This window comes from Halomonas sp. BM-2019 (assembly GCF_017584085.1).
Genome location: NZ_CP071922.1, coordinates 3,965,201 through 3,983,251, shown reverse-complemented (window position 1 = coordinate 3,983,251; position 18,051 = coordinate 3,965,201). Strand labels below are relative to the sequence as shown.

The 18,051-nt window shown below is 69.4% G+C and carries 17 protein-coding genes and 2 pseudogenes; 13 read left to right on the top strand and 6 right to left on the bottom strand.

Going from position 1 to position 18,051, the window contains the following annotated elements; genetic code table 11:
- The 3 genes from J5F18_RS19680 to rpoH all read left to right on the top strand — a co-directional run.
- Window positions 1-261: ATP-binding cassette domain-containing protein (locus tag J5F18_RS19680; RefSeq protein WP_346300199.1), on the top strand; the 261-nt coding region annotated here is incomplete at its 5' end.
- Entirely contained in the window at window positions 258-1,232 is a 975-nt protein-coding gene (ftsX, locus tag J5F18_RS19675) for a permease-like cell division protein FtsX (RefSeq protein ID WP_346300198.1), read from the top strand. The genes J5F18_RS19680 and ftsX, both read left to right, overlap by 4 nt.
- Before the next feature lie 230 nt (window positions 1,233-1,462).
- Entirely contained in the window at window positions 1,463-2,329 is an 867-nt protein-coding gene (gene rpoH / locus J5F18_RS19670; protein ID WP_346300197.1) for an RNA polymerase sigma factor RpoH, read from the top strand.
- Between the two features lie 300 nt (window positions 2,330-2,629).
- On the opposite strand, the gene slmA is transcribed toward rpoH, so the two are convergent.
- From slmA to coaBC, 5 genes and pseudogenes are all read right to left on the bottom strand, one after another.
- Complete coding sequence (slmA, locus tag J5F18_RS19665) at window positions 2,630-3,241, bottom strand: nucleoid occlusion factor SlmA (protein WP_346300196.1); 612 nt, start codon at window positions 3,239-3,241, stop codon at window positions 2,630-2,632.
- Between the two features lie 77 nt (window positions 3,242-3,318).
- A complete protein-coding gene (argB, locus tag J5F18_RS19660) occupies window positions 3,319-4,227 on the bottom strand; it encodes an acetylglutamate kinase (protein ID WP_346300195.1) in 909 nt (302 codons plus the stop codon).
- Between the two features lie 150 nt (window positions 4,228-4,377).
- Window positions 4,378-5,752: pseudogene (locus J5F18_RS19655) on the bottom strand (phosphomannomutase/phosphoglucomutase).
- A gap of 46 nt (window positions 5,753-5,798) precedes the next feature.
- Entirely contained in the window at window positions 5,799-6,266 is a 468-nt protein-coding gene (dut, locus tag J5F18_RS19650) for a dUTP diphosphatase (protein WP_346300194.1), read from the bottom strand.
- A gap of 27 nt (window positions 6,267-6,293) precedes the next feature.
- On the bottom strand, window positions 6,294-7,550 hold the full coding sequence (coaBC, locus tag J5F18_RS19645) for a bifunctional phosphopantothenoylcysteine decarboxylase/phosphopantothenate--cysteine ligase CoaBC (protein ID WP_346300193.1): 1,257 nt from the start codon (window positions 7,548-7,550) through the stop codon (window positions 6,294-6,296).
- A gap of 112 nt (window positions 7,551-7,662) precedes the next feature.
- On the opposite strand from coaBC, the gene radC reads away from it, so the two are divergent.
- The 10 genes and pseudogenes from radC (at window position 7,663) to J5F18_RS19595 (ending at window position 16,040) form a co-directional block, all read left to right on the top strand.
- On the top strand, window positions 7,663-8,337 hold the full coding sequence (radC, locus tag J5F18_RS19640; protein ID WP_346300192.1) for a DNA repair protein RadC: 675 nt from the start codon (window positions 7,663-7,665) through the stop codon (window positions 8,335-8,337).
- A gap of 184 nt (window positions 8,338-8,521) precedes the next feature.
- Complete coding sequence (gene rpmB / locus J5F18_RS19635; protein WP_346300191.1) at window positions 8,522-8,758, top strand: 50S ribosomal protein L28; 237 nt, start codon at window positions 8,522-8,524, stop codon at window positions 8,756-8,758.
- 42 nt (window positions 8,759-8,800) lie between these two features.
- Entirely contained in the window at window positions 8,801-8,956 is a 156-nt protein-coding gene (gene rpmG, locus J5F18_RS19630) for a 50S ribosomal protein L33 (protein WP_016417370.1), read from the top strand.
- Window positions 8,957-9,067: 111 nt separating this feature from the next.
- Window positions 9,068-9,898, top strand: a complete 831-nt coding sequence (gene mutM, locus J5F18_RS19625) for a bifunctional DNA-formamidopyrimidine glycosylase/DNA-(apurinic or apyrimidinic site) lyase (protein ID WP_346300190.1) — start codon at window positions 9,068-9,070, stop codon at window positions 9,896-9,898.
- Window positions 9,899-9,915: 17 nt separating this feature from the next.
- Window positions 9,916-11,109 (top strand): class I SAM-dependent rRNA methyltransferase, encoded by a 1,194-nt coding sequence (locus J5F18_RS19620; protein WP_346300189.1) that lies wholly within the window; start codon window positions 9,916-9,918, stop codon window positions 11,107-11,109.
- A gap of 36 nt (window positions 11,110-11,145) precedes the next feature.
- The gene (locus J5F18_RS19615; RefSeq protein WP_346300188.1) at window positions 11,146-11,466 is read left to right on the top strand and encodes a DUF2007 domain-containing protein; all 321 of its coding nucleotides are present in this window, start codon (window positions 11,146-11,148) and stop codon (window positions 11,464-11,466) included.
- Between the two features lie 210 nt (window positions 11,467-11,676).
- Window positions 11,677-12,792: an alanine dehydrogenase gene (gene ald, locus J5F18_RS19610; protein WP_346300187.1), complete on the top strand. Its 1,116-nt coding sequence runs from the start codon at window positions 11,677-11,679 to the stop codon at window positions 12,790-12,792.
- 81 nt (window positions 12,793-12,873) lie between these two features.
- A complete protein-coding gene (locus J5F18_RS19605) occupies window positions 12,874-13,899 on the top strand; it encodes a tryptophan--tRNA ligase (RefSeq protein ID WP_346300186.1) in 1,026 nt (341 codons plus the stop codon).
- A gap of 124 nt (window positions 13,900-14,023) precedes the next feature.
- Window positions 14,024-14,230, top strand: a pseudogene (locus tag J5F18_RS19600) (YeeE/YedE thiosulfate transporter family protein); the annotation flags it as partial.
- A gap of 130 nt (window positions 14,231-14,360) precedes the next feature.
- Window positions 14,361-16,040 carry an NAD-dependent malic enzyme gene (locus J5F18_RS19595; protein ID WP_346300185.1) on the top strand — a complete coding sequence of 560 codons (1,680 nt, stop codon included), beginning with the start codon at window positions 14,361-14,363 and terminating at the stop codon, window positions 16,038-16,040.
- Between the two features lie 62 nt (window positions 16,041-16,102).
- On the opposite strand, the gene J5F18_RS19590 is transcribed toward J5F18_RS19595, so the two are convergent.
- The gene (locus tag J5F18_RS19590; protein WP_346300184.1) at window positions 16,103-18,046 is read right to left on the bottom strand and encodes a DUF6519 domain-containing protein; all 1,944 of its coding nucleotides are present in this window, start codon (window positions 18,044-18,046) and stop codon (window positions 16,103-16,105) included.
- Window positions 18,047-18,051 lie beyond the last annotated feature (5 nt).

Genomic DNA, 18,051 nt, shown 5'->3' with positions numbered 1-18,051 from the left:
GAGCTCTCCGGGGGGGAGCAGCAGCGGGTGGGCATCGCCCGGGCGGTGGTCAGCAAGCCGTCGCTGCTGCTGGCCGACGAGCCCACCGGCAACCTGGACCCCCAGCTCTCCGCCGACATCATGGCGCTCTTCGAGGACTTCAACCGGATCGGCACCACGGTGATGATCGCCAGCCACGACCTGGCGCTGATCGCCCGGCTGCGCCACCGCATCCTGCGCCTGCACGACGGTCGCCTGGTGGCCGACCAGGAGGCCGCATGAGCCGCCGTCCCGCCCCGCCGCCGCGCGGGGCCCGCACCCATCGCACCCGCTCGTCGAGCCGGCTGCGCGGCTGGCTGCGCCACCACCGGGCCATGGCCCTGGACAGCGCCTGGCGGCTGCTGAAGGCGCCCATCGGCAGCCTGGTGACCATGCTGGCCATCGCCATCGCCCTGGTGCTGCCGGCGGCGCTCTGGCTGACCCTGGACAGCGCCCGGCTGCTCGACGCCGAACTCACCGAGAGCGCGACCCTGACCGTCTACCTGGCCCCCCAGGTGGACGAGGCCCAGGCGACGCGCATCGACCAGGCCCTGGCGGCCCACTCGGGGGTGGCGCGGACCCGGCTGATCACCGCCGCGGAGGGCATGGCGGAGTTCCAGCAGGCCCTGGGGCTCACCGACGCCCTGGAGCGCCTGGAGGAGAACCCGCTGCCGGCCAGCGTGGTGGTGACGCCGGTCGACCCCGCGCCGGAGACGGTGCGCGCCCTGGCCGCGGAGCTGGAGGCGATGAGCGGCGTCGACGAGGTGCGCCTCGATCTGGCCTGGATCGAGCGGCTGCGCCACCTGGCGGAGCTGGGGCGTCGCGTGGCCCTGGCGCTGGGGGTGCTGTTCGGCGGCGGGGTGCTGCTGGTGGTGGGCAATACCATCCGCCTGGCGGTGGAGAACCGGCGCAAGGAGATCGAGGTGGTGACCCTGATCGGTGCGACCCACGGCTTCGTGCGTCGCCCCTTCCTCTACAGCGGCGCCTGGTACGGGCTGGGCGGTGGCCTGCTGGCCTGGGGGCTATTGACGCTCGGCAGCGAGTGGCTGGCGGCGCCGGTCGCGGCCCTGGCGGCCAGCTACGGCGCCAGCTTCAGCCTGCCACGGCTGGGGGCGGACGGTTCTGCTATGCTGGTGGGCTGTAGTATACTGCTGGGCTGGCTGGGGGCCTGGATCGCGGTCAGCCGCCACCTCGCCGAGGTGAAGCCGCGATAGCGGCGCGAGAAGAGCTGAAGCCGCGCTAGCGGCACGAGAAGAGCTGAAGCCGCGCTAGCGGCACGAGAAGAGCTGAAGCCGCGCTAGGGGGGGCAGGCCCGCGATCGTGTGGCTGCCCGCCAGGTTTTATCGTGTTACCCTGTGATTTCACGGAACTTTCTTCGATCCTTGGCATCTATCCAAGCCGAAACGCCAATGGATTTCTGGGCTGACAAGGAGACATCCGGCACATGAGCACCAGTCTTCTTCCGGTGGGCCATCTCTCCCCGGGGCACGACCTCAACGGCTACCTCAAGGCGGTGAGCAGCATCCCGCTGCTGACCGCGGAGGAGGAGCGTGAACTGGCCTTCCGTCTGCACGATGAGGGCGACCTGGAGGCGGCCCGCCGCCTGGTCCTGTCGCACCTGCGCTTCGTCGTGCATATCGCCCGTAGCTATTCCGGATATGGCCTGCCCCAGGCGGACCTGATCCAAGAGGGCAACGTTGGCCTGATGAAGGCGGTCAAGCGCTTCGACCCCAACCAGGGCGTGCGCCTGGTCTCCTTCGCCGTGCACTGGATCAAGGCGGAGATCCACGAATTCGTGCTGCGCAACTGGCGAATCGTCAAGATCGCCACCACCAAGGCCCAGCGTAAGCTGTTCTTCAACCTGCGCAGCGCCAAGAAGCGCCTGGCCTGGCTGAACAGCGACGAGGTCGCCGCCATCGCCGAGGATCTCGACGTCAAGCCCGAGGTGGTGCGCGAGATGGAGGGGCGGCTCTCCGCCCACGATGCCGGCTTCGATGTCGCGCCCGGCGAGGACGAGGAGAGCAGCTGGCAGGCGCCGGTGCACTTCCTGGACGACGCCTCCGCCGACCCGGCCGCCCAGCTCGAGGAGAGCGACTGGGAGGGCGACGCCACCCGCCGCCTGCAGCTGGCGCTGGAGGCCCTCGACGAGCGCTCCCGGGACATCCTGCAGCGCCGTTGGCTGGTCGAGGAGAAGGCCACCCTGCACGAGCTCGCCGACGTCTACGGCGTCTCCGCCGAGCGCATTCGCCAGCTCGAGAAGAACGCCATGAAGAAGATCCGCCAGCAGATCGGCGACGCCCTGGTAGCGTAAAAACACCGAGCTACAAGCTACAAGGAGCAAGCTCCAAGGTAACCCCTTGGCTTGCTCCTTTTGTTTTGGTTCTTCACAGACTGGCGTGAATCAGTTCGGCTGGGAGTGGTGGGAGGCCGGGTTTCCCCGGGCGAAGGAGCCGAAGGCTCCCGGCGGAAGCCGCCAACCTCAGCAACACCCCCGGGGCGCCTGACGGCGCCATTCGCGCGGCAGAGCCGCCCTCCCACTAAGGCTGCCTCACGCTAATATGCGATGAGCCTCTTTTTTCTTGTGAGGCTTTTCCTGGCAACTCGGCGCTGGCTACGCCGTCTCCGGGCTCTCCCGCAGCAGCTGCGCCGAGAGCAGCGCCCACTGCGCCTCCCAGTGCTCGGTGGGGCGGCGCTTGAAGTCGCTCCTCACGTACTGGCTGATCCGCCCCTCGGCGGCGGCCAGCAGCAGGTTGGCGGCGGCCGAGGCGGGCAGGGTGGTACGGCGCCCCTCGCGCAGTTCCGCCTCGCGCAGGATCTGCTTGAGCTGGGTCTCGAGCCGTTCGAAGAGCTGGTGGATCCGCACCCGCAGGCGCGCCGTCTCGCCGGTGAGCACGCCGCCGTCGAGCAGTCGGGAGAGGCCGGGGTTCTTCTCGGCGAAGGCCAGCAGCAGGGTGAGCAGCGCGCCGCAGCGCGGCAGCGCCTCGGGGGTCTCCTCGAGGATGCGGGTGATGCGCTCGAACAGCGCCGCCTCGATGAACTCGATGAGCCCTTCGAACATGCGCGCCTTGCTGGGGAAGTGGCGGTAGAGGGCGGCCTCGGAGACGCTGACCTGCTTCGCCAGGGCGGCCACGGTGATCCGCTTGCCGCCGTCCTCCTCCAGCATCAGGGCCAGCGCCTGGAGGATCTGCTCGCGGCGGCTGGGCGTGGGAGTTGCCTGCGTCATCTGGGTCGTTTCTTGTCTAATGGTCGACTCATGCTAGTCGGGCCCTCGCCGCGACGCAAAGGCCGCGGCGAGGAGCCTTACTCCGCCTGGCTGGCGTCGGTGATCAGGGTGCCGACCCCGGCGTTGGTGAAGATCTCCAGCAGGGTGGCGTGGGGCACCCGGCCGTCGATGATATGGGCGCTCTTCACGCCGCCCTTCACCGCCTCCAGGGCGCAGCGGATCTTGGGCAGCATGCCGCCGTGGATGGTGCCGTCGGCAATCAGCGCGTCCACCTGGGCGGTGGTCAGCCCGGTGAGCACCTCGCCCTCGGCGTTCATCAGGCCGGCCACGTTGGTCAGCAGCATCAGCTTCTCGGCGGAGAGCGCCTCGGCCACCTTGCCGGCCACCAGGTCGGCGTTGATGTTGTAGCTGTGGCCCTCGGCGTCCACCCCGATGGGCGCGATCACCGGGATAAAGTCGCGCTCGGCGAGCATCTCGATGAGGTCGGTGGAGATATGCTCCACCTCGCCCACGTGGCCGATATCGATGATCTCGGGAGCGGTCATCTCCGGGGTCTGGTGCTCGACCTTGAGCTGGCGGGCGCGGATCTGGCTGCCATCCTTGCCGGTGAGGCCGATCGCCTTGCCGCCGCACTGGTTGATCAGGTTGACGATGCCCTTGTTGACCAGCCCGCCCAGCACCATCTCCACCACGTCCATGGTCTCGGCATCGGTCACCCGCATGCCGTTGACGAAGCGCGACTCGATGTTGAGCTTCTTGAGCAGGTCGCCGATCTGCGGGCCGCCGCCGTGGACCACCACCGGATTGATGCCCACCTCCTTCATCAGCACCATGTTGCGGGCGAAGGAGTCGATCAGGGTGTCCTCGGTCATGGCGTTGCCGCCGTACTTCACCACCACGGTCTTGCCGGTGAAGCGCTGGATATAGGGCAGCGCCTCGGAGAGTACCTCTACCACCAGGCGCGGGTCGCGGGTCTGTTCGGTCATTGTCGGTTCCCTTCTCTTGCTCCTGGCCGCCGGGGTCCCGGCGGCGCTGCTTGCGTTTCTGAAAGCCGCTGAGGAGCCCTTCGGTCTCCCTTCGCCGGGCAGAGCCCAGCTCCTACGGCGTCCTACCATGCTTGGCGGGCTTCCTCGGGGTTAGAGCGCCAGGTCCAGCTCCGGCGCCACCGCCGCCAGGGCGGCGGTGAACCTGCCCTTGATACGCGCAAGCGCCGCCTCGCTCTTGCCCTCGAAGCGCAGCACCAGCGCCGGGGTGGTGTTGGAGGCGCGGCACAGCCCCCAGCCGTCCGGGTAGTCGACGCGGATGCCGTCCAGGGTCGTCTTCACCCCCGCCACGCCGAAGTCGCCCTCGCGGGCCAGGCGCGCCACCAGGTCGAACTTGGTCTCGTCGCTGGCGGCGACGTTGATCTCCGGCGTGCCGAGGTCCTGGGGAAAGCGGTCGAAGAAGGCGTCGGCGTCGTCCGCCTGGCGGGAGAGCATCTCCAGCAGGCGGGCGGCGCCGTAGAGGCCGTCGTCGAAGCCGTACCAGCGCTCCTTGAAGAAGATATGCCCGCTCATCTCGCCGGCAAGCTGCGCACCGGTCTCCTGCATGCGTGCCTTGATCAGCGAGTGGCCGGTTCGCCACATCTCCGGCGTACCGCCGGCCTCCTCGATCACCCGGGTCAGGTTGCCGGTGCACTTGACGTCGAAGATCACCCTCGCCCCCGGCTGGCGGGAGAGGGTGTCCTCGGCGAAGGCCATCAGCAGGTGGTCGGGGTAGATCAGCCGGCCGCTGGGGGTGACCACCCCCAGGCGATCGCCGTCGCCGTCGAAGGCCAGGCCGATATCGGCGCCGGTCTCCTGCACGGTGCGGATCAGGTCGACCAGGTTCTCCGGCTGGCCGGGGTCCGGGTGGTGGTTGGGGAAGGTGCCGTCGATCTCGGCGAAGAGCGGGATCGTCTCGGCGCCGAGCCGCTCCATCAGCTGAGGGCCCAGCTCGCCGGCCACGCCGTTGCCGCAGTCCACCACCGCCTTGAGCGGGCGTGCCAAGCGCACGTCGGCCAGGATGCGCTCGAGATAGGCCGCGCGCACGTCCTGCTGGCGCACGCTGCCCTGGCCTTCGACCAGGTCGCCCGTGGCGAGGCGGGTGTGCAGGGCGGTGATCGCCTCGCCGGCGAGGGTCTCGCCGCCGAGCACGATCTTGAAGCCGTTGTAGTCCGGCGGGTTGTGGCTGCCGGTGACCATCACGCCGGAGGCGGTGCCGTCCAGGGCGTGAGTGGCGAAGTAGAGCACCGGGGTGGGCACCCGGCCGATGTCGATGACGTCGCGCCCCGCGGCGGTGAGGCCCCGAACCAGGGCGGCCTGCAGGCGCGGGCCGGAGAGACGGCCGTCGCGGGCCACCACCAGGGTGGATTCGCCGCGCGCGGCCGATCGCCTCGGCGCTCGCCTCGCTGAGGGTGTCGTCGACGATGCCGCGGATGTCATAGGCGCGAAAGATGGCGGCGGGGGCTGCGCGGCTGGTGTCTGGGGTCATGGGGTCGATCCGTTGCTGGCGCCAGAAAGAAGGGGGAGCCTCCGGCTCAGTGTCGTCCCGAACTGCCGAAGCCGCCGGTGCCGCGCCGGCTCTCGGCGAAGTCCTCGACCACCTCGAGCTCGGCCTGCACCACGGGGACGAGCACATACTGGGCCAGCCGCTCGAAGGGCTCCAGGGTGAAGCTGGACTGGCCGCGGTTCCACACCGAGACCATCAGCTCGCCCTGGTAGTCGGAGTCGATCAGCCCGACCAGGTTGCCGAGCACGATGCCGTGCTTGTGGCCCAGCCCCGAGCGGGGCAGGATCAGGCCGGCGAGCCCCGGGTCGGCGATATGGATGGCGAGCCCCGTGCGGACCAGCTCGCACTCGCCGGGGGCCAGGGTCAGGGGGGCGTCGAGCAGGGCGCGCAGGTCCATGCCGGCGGCGCCGTCGGTGGCGTAGTGGGGCAGGTAGTCGGCCAGGCGCGGGTCGAGCAGCTTCACGGCCAGGCGGGGCTTGGCGTCGGGGTGGGGCATGGGGCTTTCCTGTGGGCGTGGGTTGGGTCAGCGGGCGGGACGGGTGGCCAGGCAGGCCAGGGCGCGGCGTACCACCGCCATGGCCAGCTCGCGCTTGGGCTGGGGCCCCAGGCTCTCCTGGCCGTCGTGCCATAGCACCAGGGCGGCGTTGTCGTCGCTGCCGAAGCCGAGTCCCTCCCGGGAGACGTCGTTGGCGACGATCATGTCGAGCCCCTTGCGGGCGAGCTTGTCCCGGGCATAGGCCTCCACGTCGCGGGTCTCGGCGGCGAAGCCCACCACCAGGGGGCGGCTGTCGTCCGGCAGGGCGGCGACGGCGGCGATGATATCGGGGTTCTTCACCAGGCGAAGCACCAGCGCCTCCTCGCCCTCCACCTTCTTGATCTTGTGCTCGGCGAGCTGCTCGGCGCGGTAGTCCGCCACCGCGGCGCAGCCGATGAAGAGGTCGCTCTGCGGGGCGAGCCGCTGGGCGGCCTCGTGCATCTCGATGGCGGTCTCCACCTCGATCCGCTCCACGCCCGCCGGGCAGGGCAGGCTGACCGGGCCGCTGATCAGCGTGACCCGAGCGCCCAGGGCGGCGGCGGCCTCGGCCAGGGCGTAGCCCATCTTGCCGGAGCTGTGGTTGGAGAGGTAGCGCACCGGGTCCAGCGGCTCCCGGGTGGGGCCGGCGGTGATGGTGACGGCCAGGCCCGAGGCGGGGTCGGTGGCGGCTCCCGCGGCGCCGCCGGGCGCGGCTTCGGGCGCCTTGAGGATCGCAAGCAGGGCCTCGAGAATCGCCTCGGGCTCCAGCATACGCCCGGGGCCCACGTCGCCGCAGGCCTGGTCGCCGCTGTCCGGGCCCAGCAGCCGCCAGCCGTCATCCATGAGCCGCGCGGCGTTGCGGCGGGTGGCGGGATGGGACCACATGGCCTGGTTCATGGCCGGGGCCATCACCTTCTCGGCCTGGCTGGCCAGGCAGAGGGTGGTGAGCAGGTCGTCGGCCATGCCAGCCACCAGGCGCGCCATCAGGTCGGCGGTGCCCGGGGCGACCAGGATGGTGCCGGCCTCGGCCTCGGGGTCCAGCAGCGAGGTGCGCACCGGCTCGCCGGTGAGGGCCTGCAGCGTCAGGGGCGTGATAAAGGCCTGGGCGCCCTCGGTCATCACCACGCGAACCTCGCAGCCGGCCTGCTTGAGCAGGCGGGCGAGGACGGCGCTCTTGTAGGCGGCGATGCCGGCGCTGATGCCGAGCAAGATTCGGCGGCCGGCGGTCCGGCGGCCGGCGACTCCGATTCCGGAAGGCGATGACATGGGCGTGTCCCGGGGTGGTCTTGTCAGCCGCCTACCTTACCATCGGTGCCGAACCTTGCGTAGCGCAGGGAGTGGCTACACTGGGGGGAGACGGCAGGGCAGGGAGGCGGAGATGTCGATCAGGGACTGGCCGGAGGGGGAGCGCCCCCGGGAGAAGCTGCTGACGCTGGGGGCCGAGACGCTCTCGGATGCCGAGCTGCTGGCGATCTTCCTGCGGGTGGGGGTGCAGGGGCGTTCGGCGGTGGATCTTTCTCGGGACCTGCTGCTCGAGTTCGGTGGGCTGCGTCAGCTGCTCGAGGCCGACCAGGCGCGGTTCTGCGCGGCCCGGGGCATGGGCAGCGCCAAGTATGCCCAGCTGCAGGCGACCCTCGAGCTGTCACGCCGCCACCTGGCCAGCCAACTGGCCAGGGGCGAGGCCTTGACCTCGCCGACCCTGGTGCGCGCCTACCTGGCGTCGCAGCTGCGCCACCTGGGTCACGAGGAGTTCGCCGCCCTCTTCCTCGACAGCCAGCACCGGGTGATCCGCTTCGAGTCGCTGTTTCGCGGCACCCTGGACAGCGCGTCCGTCTACCCCCGGGAGGTGGCTCGCCGCGCCCTGGAGCTGGGCGCCGGGGCGATGATCTTCGCCCACAATCATCCCTCCGGGGTAGCCGAGCCCTCGGATGCCGACCGGCGCATCACCGACCGGCTGCGCGAGGCGCTGGGGCTCTTCGAGATCCGCGTTCTGGACCACTTCGTGGTGGGGGATGGCGAGGTGGTCTCCTTCGCCGAGCGCGGCTGGCTTTGATGCGGTAAGGTTCGCACGCTGGTAGGCCGATGTTGCCAGTTGCGCGATGGTCTGGTATAAAGTGCAGCCTTTGAATTCCCTTGGGTCAAATTTCACGGGATCTCCCGGTTTGCCCGACAGGTTTTGAACACTCAGGGTTCGCGCACCCGGCGCCGAACACCTGGCCAAGCGGTTGGAGGCTCCCATGTCCAAAGTATGTCAGGTTACCGGCAAGCGCCCGGTGACTGGTAACAACGTTTCACACTCCCAGCGCAAGACCCGCCGCCGGTTCCTGCCGAACCTGCACTCCCACCGCTTCTGGGTGGAGTCCGAGAACCGCTTCGTCAAGCTGCGCGTCTCCTCCAAGGGCATGCGCATCATCGACAAGAAGGGCATCGAGGCGGTGCTCAGCGACATCCGCAAGCGCGGCGACGCCGTCTAAGCGATTCGCGTTCCAGCGATCCATCAATGGGAGCAAGCAGTCATGCGTGACAAGATCAAGCTGGTGTCCAGCGCCGGTACCGGCCACTTCTACACCACCGACAAGAACAAGCGGAACACCCCGGACAAGCTCGAATTCAAGAAGTACGACCCGGTGGTCCGCAAGCACGTGATGTACAAGGAAGCCAAGATCAAGTAAACCTTGGTCGTCTTCCGCAGGTGTTCCAGCCTGTCCCCCTGAACCCGGCTGCGTCAGCCGGGTTCAGGCGTTTGTGGGGAAGCCGTCCGACGACCGCCCGAGCGTAGCGCCATGCCCGAACTGCCCGAAGTCGAGACCACCCGCCGCGGCATCGCCCCCCATCTGGAGGGGCGCCAGATCACGGAAGTGATCGTGCGCCAGGCGCGTCTGCGCGTACCGGTGCCGGACGATCTCGTCGAGCGCCTGGTGGGGGCCCGGGTGGGCGACCTTGTGCGCCGCGCCAAGTACCTGCTGGTGCCGCTTTCCGGCGGCGACTCGGCCGGCGGCACCCTGCTGTGGCACCTGGGCATGTCCGGGAGCCTGCGCATCGCCCGCCTCGGCGAGCTGCCGAAGAAGCACGACCACCTCGACCTGGTGCTCGACGACGGTGCCATCCTGCGCTACCACGATCCGCGCCGCTTCGGCTTCGTGGACTGGTTGGCCGGCGGCCCCGAGCAGGACCCGCGCCTGGCACGCCTGGGCCCCGAGCCGCTGTCGGACGCCTTCGACGGCGCGCGGCTCTACGCCCTCTCCCGGGGGCGGCGCCTGGCGGTGAAGCCCTTCCTGATGGACAACGCCGTGGTGGTGGGGGTGGGCAACATCTACGCCGCCGAGGCGCTGTTCCTGGCCGGCATCGATCCGCGCCGCGCCGCCGGGCGCATCAGCCGCGAGCGCTACGACCGCCTGGCCGCCGCCGCTCGGGCGGTGCTGGCCGCGGCCATCACCCAGGGCGGCACCACCCTGCGCGACTTCGTCAGCGGCACCGGCGAGCCGGGCTACTTCAAGCAGCGCCTCAACGTCTACGGCCGCCACGGCCAGCCCTGCCGGCAGTGTGGTGCCGAGCTGCGCCTCGTCACCCTCGGGCAGCGGGCCAGCGTCTTCTGTTCCCACTGCCAGACCTGATTCTTCGAGAGACCCCCATGACCCTGTCCTCCCTGCGCCTGAAGAAACACGCCGACCGTCGCCTCAAGGCCGGCCACCTGTGGCTCTACTCCAACGAGATCGATACCGCCGCGACCCCGCTCAAGGACCTGGAAGCGGGTCAGCAGGTGGTGGTGGAGGCCGTGGGCGGCAAGGCGCTGGGCGTGGCCTACGTCAACCCAAATTCGCTGATCTGCGCGCGGCTGGTCTCCCGGGACCCGAAGCAGGGACTCGACCGTTCGCTGCTGGTGCACCGCCTCAACCAGGCCCTGGCCCTGCGCCAGCGCCTCTTCGCGGCGCCCTACTACCGGCTGGTCCACGGCGAGGGCGACCTGCTGCCGGGCCTGGTGATCGACCGCTTCGCCGATACCCTGGTGGTGCAGCTCAACACCGCCGGCATGCAGGCGGTGCTGCCCGAGCTGCTCGACGCCCTGGACAAGGTGCTCTCGCCGACCACGGTGGTGCTGCGCAACGACACCCGGGGTCGCCGCGAGGAGGGCCTCGAGCCCTCCGTGGAGGTGGTCAAGGGCGAGCTGGCCGAGCCGGTGCTGCTGGAGGAGAACGGCGTGCGCTTCGCCGCCCCGGTGCTCGACGGCCAGAAGACCGGCTGGTTCTACGACCACCGGGTCAACCGCGCCTGGCTCAACCAGTTCGTGGCCGGCAAGCGGGTGCTGGACCTGTTCAGCTACGTGGGGGGCTGGGGCGTGCAGGCCGCGGCCCACGGGGCGCGCGAGGTGCTCTGCGTGGATGCCTCCGCGGCGGCCCTGGAGCGGGTGGCCGAGAACGCCGCCCTGAATGGCCTCCACGAGCAGGTGGCGGTGGGCGAGGGCGACGCCTTCGAGGCCCTGGCCGCCCTCAAGGCCGACGGCGAGCAGTTCGACGTGGTGATCCTCGACCCGCCGGCCTTCATCCGCAAGCGCAAGGACATCCCCGCGGGCGAGCGCGCCTACGGCAAGCTCAACCGCGAGGCGATCCGCCTGCTGGGCCGCGATGGCCTGCTGCTCTCGGCCTCCTGCTCCATGCACCTGGCGCCGGAGCGGCTGGTGGACGTGGTGCGCGGTGCGGTGCGCCACCAGGATCGCCACGGCCAGATCCTCTTCCAGGGCCACCAGGGGCCGGACCACCCGGTGCATCCGGCGATCCCGGAGACCGGCTACCTGAAGGCCCTGGGCGTGCGGGTCTTCCGGGATTGAGGGGAGGGCGGTGCGCTTGCGACTGTCACCAGTGCCATGACCGATTTCCAGCCCGTCCGCGTCTTCGCCCACAGCAATGCGCTGCTGGTCAGCCATGTGCGCAACCTGCTGGAGGCCGCCGGGATTCCCGCCGAGCTGCGCAACATGACCCTGGGCGGTGGCGCCGGCGAGCTGCCGTTGGGGGAGTGCGAACCCGAGGTGTGGGTGAAACCCCATAATCGTGAGCGCGCCGAGACGCTGATCCGCGAGGCCCTGGCCGGGGAGGGCGGCGCGCCGGCCTGGCGCTGCCCCGGCTGTGGCGAGCCCCAGGAGGGCGTGTTCGACGCCTGCTGGAAGTGCGGGACGCATCGTCCCTGACCCAGCGCTTCACCGTCCTGTTGATGGCCATACCCTTTCTGCGCGCCTGCACCCGCTTCGCCTGAATCGCGCTATCCAGCGGCGTCTTGCCCGAGGAGTATCGCCGACGCTACGGCGAGGCCGCCGTGTCGGAGTGATTGCGCCGACGGCGCCGGTCGGGCTGTGCTGTAATGAAGGGAAGCACAGGTCCCGCCAGGCAGAGGAGCCGCCATGCTGATCGCCGTTCCCCGGGAGATCAAGACCCACGAATACCGCGTCGCCCTGACTCCCGCCGGGGCACGGGAGCTGGTCGGCCACGGCCATGAGGTCAGGGTGCAGACCGGGGCGGGTGAGGGGGCCGGCTTCACCGACGCCGCCTACGCGGCGGCCGGCGCTCGGATCGTGAACGAGGTGGCAGCGGTGTGGGACGGTGCCGAGCTGATTCTCAAGGTCAAGGAGCCCCAGCCCGAGGAGATCGCTCGGCTGCGCCCTGGCCAGACGCTCTTCACCTACCTGCACCTGGCCGCCGACGAGGCGCTGACCCGGGGGCTGATGGGCAGCGGTGCCACTGCCATCGCCTACGAGACCGTGACCGATAGGCAGGGCGGCCTGCCGCTGCTGGCGCCCATGAGCACCGTGGCCGGGCGCATGGCGATCCAGGCCGGCGCCCATGGCCTGGAGAAGGCCCAGGGCGGCTCCGGCGTGCTGCTGCCCGGGGTGCCCGGGGTACCGCCGGCCCGGGTCGCGGTGATCGGTGGGGGCGTGGTGGGCGAGAACGCGGCGCGCATGGCGCTGGGGCTAGGCGCCGAGGTGACGGTGCTCGACAAGTCGATCCCGCGCCTGGAGGTGCTGGATGACCGCTACCAGGGGCGGCTGCGGACCCTCTTCGCCACCGCCGATGCCATCGAGGCGGCGGTGCGCGAGTCCGACCTGGTGATCGGCGCGGTGCTGGTGCCCGGTGCCGCGGCGCCCAAGCTGATCACCCGGGCGATGCTGGCCGAGATGAAGCCCGGCAGCGTGCTGGTGGACGTGGCCATCGACCAGGGCGGCTGCTTCGCGACCAGCCGCCCTACCACCCACGCCGCGCCCACCTTCGTCGTCGACGGCATCGTCCACTACGGCGTGGCCAACATGCCCGGCGCCGTGGCGCGCACCGCCACCCAGGCACTCACCAACGCCACCCTGCCGTTCGTGATCGCCCTGGCCGACCGTGGCTGGCGACGGGCCCTGGCCGAGGACCCGCACTTCCTGTCCGGGCTCAATGTCCACGACGGCCAGCTGGCCTATGCCGCGGTGGCCGAGGCCTTCGGCCTCGAGTGGGTCGAGCCGGCCGGTCTGTTGGACTGAAGTGGCGGGGGCCCGGTCGCCTTGAGGGGGAGCGCGCGTTACCATAGCGGGCATTTCCGAACAGCAGAGTCCGCTTTCCCCATGAGTGCAGCTTCCGAGAAGACCCGCGTTCTCACCGGCATCACCACCACCGGCACGCCCCACCTGGGCAACTATGTCGGGGCCATCAAGCCCGCCATCGAGGCGAGCCAGGACCCCAGCGTGCAGTCCTACTATTTCCTGGCCGACCTCCACGCGCTGATCAAGTGCCAGGAGCCGCGCCGGGTGCAGGAGTCGCGCCTGGAGATCGCCGCCACCTGGCTGGCGCTGGGGCTGGACAGCGACAACGCCATCTTCTACCGCCAATCCGACGTGCCGGAGATTCCCGAGCTGACCTGGATGCTCTCCTGCGTCTGCGCCAAGGGGCTGATGAACCGCGCCCACGCCTACAAGGCGGCGGTGGCCGAGAACGAGGCTGCCGGCAACCAGGACCCCGACAAGGGCATCACCATGGGCCTGTTCGGCTACCCGGTGCTGATGGCCGCCGATATCCTGATGTTCAACGCCAACAAGGTGCCGGTGGGTCGCGACCAGATCCAGCACATCGAGATGGCCCGCGACATCGCCGGGCGCTTCAACCACCTCTACAAGGGCGAGTACTTCACCCTGCCCGAGGCGGTGGTGGACGAGCGGGTGGAGGTGCTGGGCGGCCTGGACGGGCGCAAGATGTCCAAGAGCTACAACAACACCATCCCGCTGTTCGCCGCCGAGAAGAAGCTGCTCAAGCTGGTCCGCAAGATCAAGACCAATTCGCTGGAGCCCGGCGAGCCCAAGGACCCGGCCACCTGCACCCTGTTCCAGATCTACTCCGCCTTCGCCACGGCGGAGGAGAGCGCCGCCATGCGCCAGGAGTACGCCAACGGCATAGGCTGGGGCGAGGTCAAGAACCGCCTCTTCGAGACCCTCAACGAGCAGCTGCGCGAGCCCCGCGAGCGCTATCAGGCGCTGCTGGAGGACCCCGGGCACATCGAGTCGGTGCTGCTCAAGGGCGCCGAGCGCGCCCGCGCCGAGGCCGCCCCCGTCATGGACCGCCTGCGTCAGGCGGCGGGGCTGGGGCGCTTCGTCTGAGGCGCGACCCTCAGGGATGCCGCCGCGGTCGCCTGGCGGCGCCCGCCTCTCCGTGCCCGTCGTGGCCGCCGGCGCCCTGCTGCTGGGTGCCCTGGTCGTAGGCTCCGCCTTCGGTGCCCTGATGGTGATCGGCGGCCTCATGCTCGGCTACGGCGCACGCCTGGCCTTCGGCTGCAACATCGGTGCCTACTTCGGCGGCATCGCCTCGGGCAGCCTGCACGGCTGGGTCTGGCTGGTGGCGGCCTTTGCCGGCAACATGCTTGGCGTCAAGCTGCGCCCCTTCTTCTTCGGGGGCGGGGCGGCTCGCGTGTCGGCGGCCAAGGGCACCTGAACCGCGTCGATACTCGTGAAGCGCGCCCCGGCCCCGGCCGGGGCGCGGTCGTTTGGGGCATGGTAGAGTGTCGAGGAAGGTGCCGGCAGAGCGCCTACGGCCCGTTCCAGCCACCGCATCGAGACTCGAGATGACCAACGATCGCAAACGTCCCCTCTATATCCCCTATGCCGGTCCTCCGCTGCTGGAGATGCCGCTGCTCAACAAGGGCAGCGCCTTCACCAACGAGGAGCGCATCGAATTCAACCTGATCGGCCTGCTGCCGCAGAACGTGGAGTCGATCGACGAGCAGGTCGAGCGGGCCTATCGTCAGTATCGGCTCTGCCAGACCGACCTGGACAAGCACGTCTACCTGCGCGCCATCCAGGACGACAACGAGACCCTCTACTTCCGGCTGGTCACGCAGTACCTGGAGGAGATGCTGCCGATCATCTACACGCCCACGGTGGGGCTGGCGTGCCAGGAGTTCTCCAACATCTATCGCAGCCACCGCGGCCTGTTCATCAGCTATACCCATCGCGATCGCATGGAGGACATCCTGCGCAGCGCCACCAAGGACAGGGTCAAGGTGATCGTGGTAACCGACGGCGAGCGCATTTTGGGCCTGGGCGACCAGGGCATCGGCGGCATGGGCATTCCTATCGGCAAGCTGGCGCTCTACACCGCCTGCGGCGGCATCAGCCCGGCCTACACCCTGCCGATCATGCTCGATGTGGGTACCAACAACCAGCAGCTGCTCGACGATCCCATGTACATGGGCTGGCGCCATGAGCGCATCGGTCAGGAGGAGTACGACGCCTTCATCGCCCAGTTCATCGACGCGGTGAAGCGACGTTGGCCGGGTGTGCTGCTGCAGTTCGAGGACTTCGCCCAGGCCAACGCCGTGCCGCTGCTCGAGCGCTATCGCCACGAAATGTGCTGCTTCAACGACGACGTCCAGGGCACCGCCTCGGTGGTGGTGGGGACCCTGATGGCGGCCTGCCAGGCCCGCGACGAGGGCATCGGCGACCAGCGTGTGGTGTTCGTCGGGGCGGGTTCCGCCGGCTGCGGCATCGCCGAGCAGGTGGTGGTGGCCATGCAGGCCGAGGGGCTCACCGAGCGGGAGGCTCGCGCCCGGGTCTTCATGGTCGACCGCGAGGGGCTGGTGACCTCGGACCAGACCTGGCTGCGTGATTTCCAGCAGCGCCTGGCCCATGACCCGACCCTCACCGAAGGGTGGCAGGGCCAGGACCTGGTGGAGACCGTTCGGCATATCCGGCCCACGGTGCTGATCGGCGTGTGTGGACGGCCGGGCATCTTTACCGAGGAGGTGGTGCGCACCATGCACGCCGGCTGCGAGACGCCGGTGATCATGCCACTCTCCAACCCCACCTCCCAGGCCGAGGCGCGCCCCGAGGACGTGATCCGCTGGACCGAGGGCGCGGCCCTGGTGGCCACCGGCAGCCCCTTCGCGCCGGTGGAGTTCGAAGGGCGCACCTATCCCATCGCCCAGTGCAACAATTCCTATATCTTCCCCGGCATCGGGCTGGGGGTAGTGGCCTCCGGAGCCCGCAAGGTCACCGACGACATGCTGATGGCGGCCTCCCGGGCGCTGGCCCGGGAGGCGCCCATCGTCAAGGCGGGCGAGGGCGCGCTACTGCCGCCGCTGTCGAAGATCCGTGAGCTCTCCAAGGCGATCGCCTTTGACGTGGCCGCCCAGGCCCAGGGCGAGGGGGTGGCGCTGAAGACCGACGGCCTCAAGCTGCGGGCGTCCATCGAGCGCAACTGCTGGACGCCGGAGTACCGGCACTACCGACGCCGCTCGTTCTGAGTCACGAGCCTGGCAAGGCAAAGGCCCCGCCGGCTGACTTTTCCTCGCGCCAGCGTCGACCATCACGGCTTGCCTGACAGTTCGCGGGCTTCACGCAGAATCTCTGCGGCGCGGCTACGCGGAAAGGCGCGGCCTCCGGGGGTGCTGAGCACTTGTATCAGCGCCCTCTCGTCGAGTCGCGATAGCGCCAGCGAATCCTTGATCCCTGCCGCTACCAGGCGAGCCGCGGACACATCCCCGACACCCGGTACGTCGTTGACCGGCGCCCGCACAGCTACGCCGGCGCTGCCCTGGATGGCGCCCCTTCGGGTGCCGAGTACCATGTCGCTCTCCACTCGCGGCTCCCCGGAGTCGGCCGTGCTGATTTTGAGTGGCGAAATGGTCTGTGCAGGTACGCCGGCCTCGATGTAAGCCTCCACCACCAGATCTCCCCGGCGCTGGGCGATGGCCACACCCGCCTCCCCCTCCTCGGGCGCGATGGAACGCATCTCGACCCGCGACAACTGGTTCGCGGCAATCGTCTGAAGCAGGCGCATGCTATTCGCCTGCAGGACTGCGCTCGACGGTTCGGAGGGGGTAGCGGTCTCCCACTCGAACTCGATAGTGCCTAGGGGCACCCGTGCTTCTTCCGGCTGTTCGACGACTTTCTCGCCTGTCAGCGCACAGAGGGAAGCGAAGACACAGCGGCAGTCTTCGCCGCTTGTCACGCGACCGGTTGCATCGAGCTCAATGCGGCGGAGCGGTGCGATCCGGTGGCGGATGCCACTGGGCGGCAGCGCCTGCGGCCACGGCGTGCCGTCTGGCCCGGTCTCCTGCGGCCAGAGCACGTCGGCGATGGCGGTGCGGGCGGGTATCTGCCAGTAGTCGCCGATCTTGTAGTCGCCGCCCTGTTCGAACCAGACTTGAACCCCATCCTCGAGTTCGATCCATTTCGATTCCTGTACCGGGATGGCGTCCGAGGGCTGGTCCCAGCGGCGCAGCAGAGGGTGGGTCATGGCGGCCTCGTCGAATACTGGCAACGCGAACCCGTCGGGCACCGCCAGCGTCACCTCTGCGGTCACCCTGTTCACCGAATCGACTTTGAGTAGCGGCCGCGGCATCGCCCGTAGTTCCGAGACGTCGTCGACGATCTCGACCCAGTCGTTCTCCTTCAGCCCGCGGGCCCTGTCCGGACCGAGAGTGTCGAGCCGAACGAGCGCGCCCTGCAGGCTACGGATGCCGAAGGCGACCGACCCGTTGTCCCGTGACCATTTGAACGTTGCCTGTGTTCTGGCGCCGCCGGTGGTACCGGGGTCATGGATTTCGACCCGGTACAGCTGGTTCTCGGGCCCCCGATATTGCGCCGTCGGCGGTACGAGGCAGGGGTCGTCCGAGGGCATCTCGACCTTGGCGCGGGCGCGCAGGCAGCGCGGCCGGCGGAGGTCGGCACCGACCAGGTCGTCGAGCAGCGCGTCGCAGCCCAGGTCCTCGTCCGTCTCCTTGTCGAGTGGCGCGGCCTTGACCTGACAGACTACCTTCGTTCGTGTAGCGGTATCGGGCCCGCCGAGAGCCAGCTCGCGAATGTGGTCAGCCTGTAGGTAGTTCAGATGCCGTTCCCAGACGTCGAGGTAGATGAGATAGCGTCGGCCTGGTTGCAGCTCCGCCGGGTCGTCTCCGCCCGTCAGGAACGGAAAGTCGGCCTGGGCCGTGTAGAGTACCGGCTCTGGATGGGGCTCCGGCGGACAGCGCACCTCGGGCATGAGATTGCAGGCGATGCCGTCGACATAGTAGCGGCCCCAACCGATCTCGAAGTCACAGAGAAGATCGCCGGGGCAGGTGATCAGGAAGCCGTCGCCTGGCCCCCCATGCGGACCGATCAGGTCGGCGGCCAGCGATCGGGTCTGCTCGAGGAGGATCGCCACCTGCTCGTTCCAGTCGGCATCAAGGAGTACGCGGCCCTGTTGCATCAGTACCCTGGCGTAGTGGTGCTGGCGGTAATAGCTGTCGCGGCTCATGTCGGCTTTCACGGATC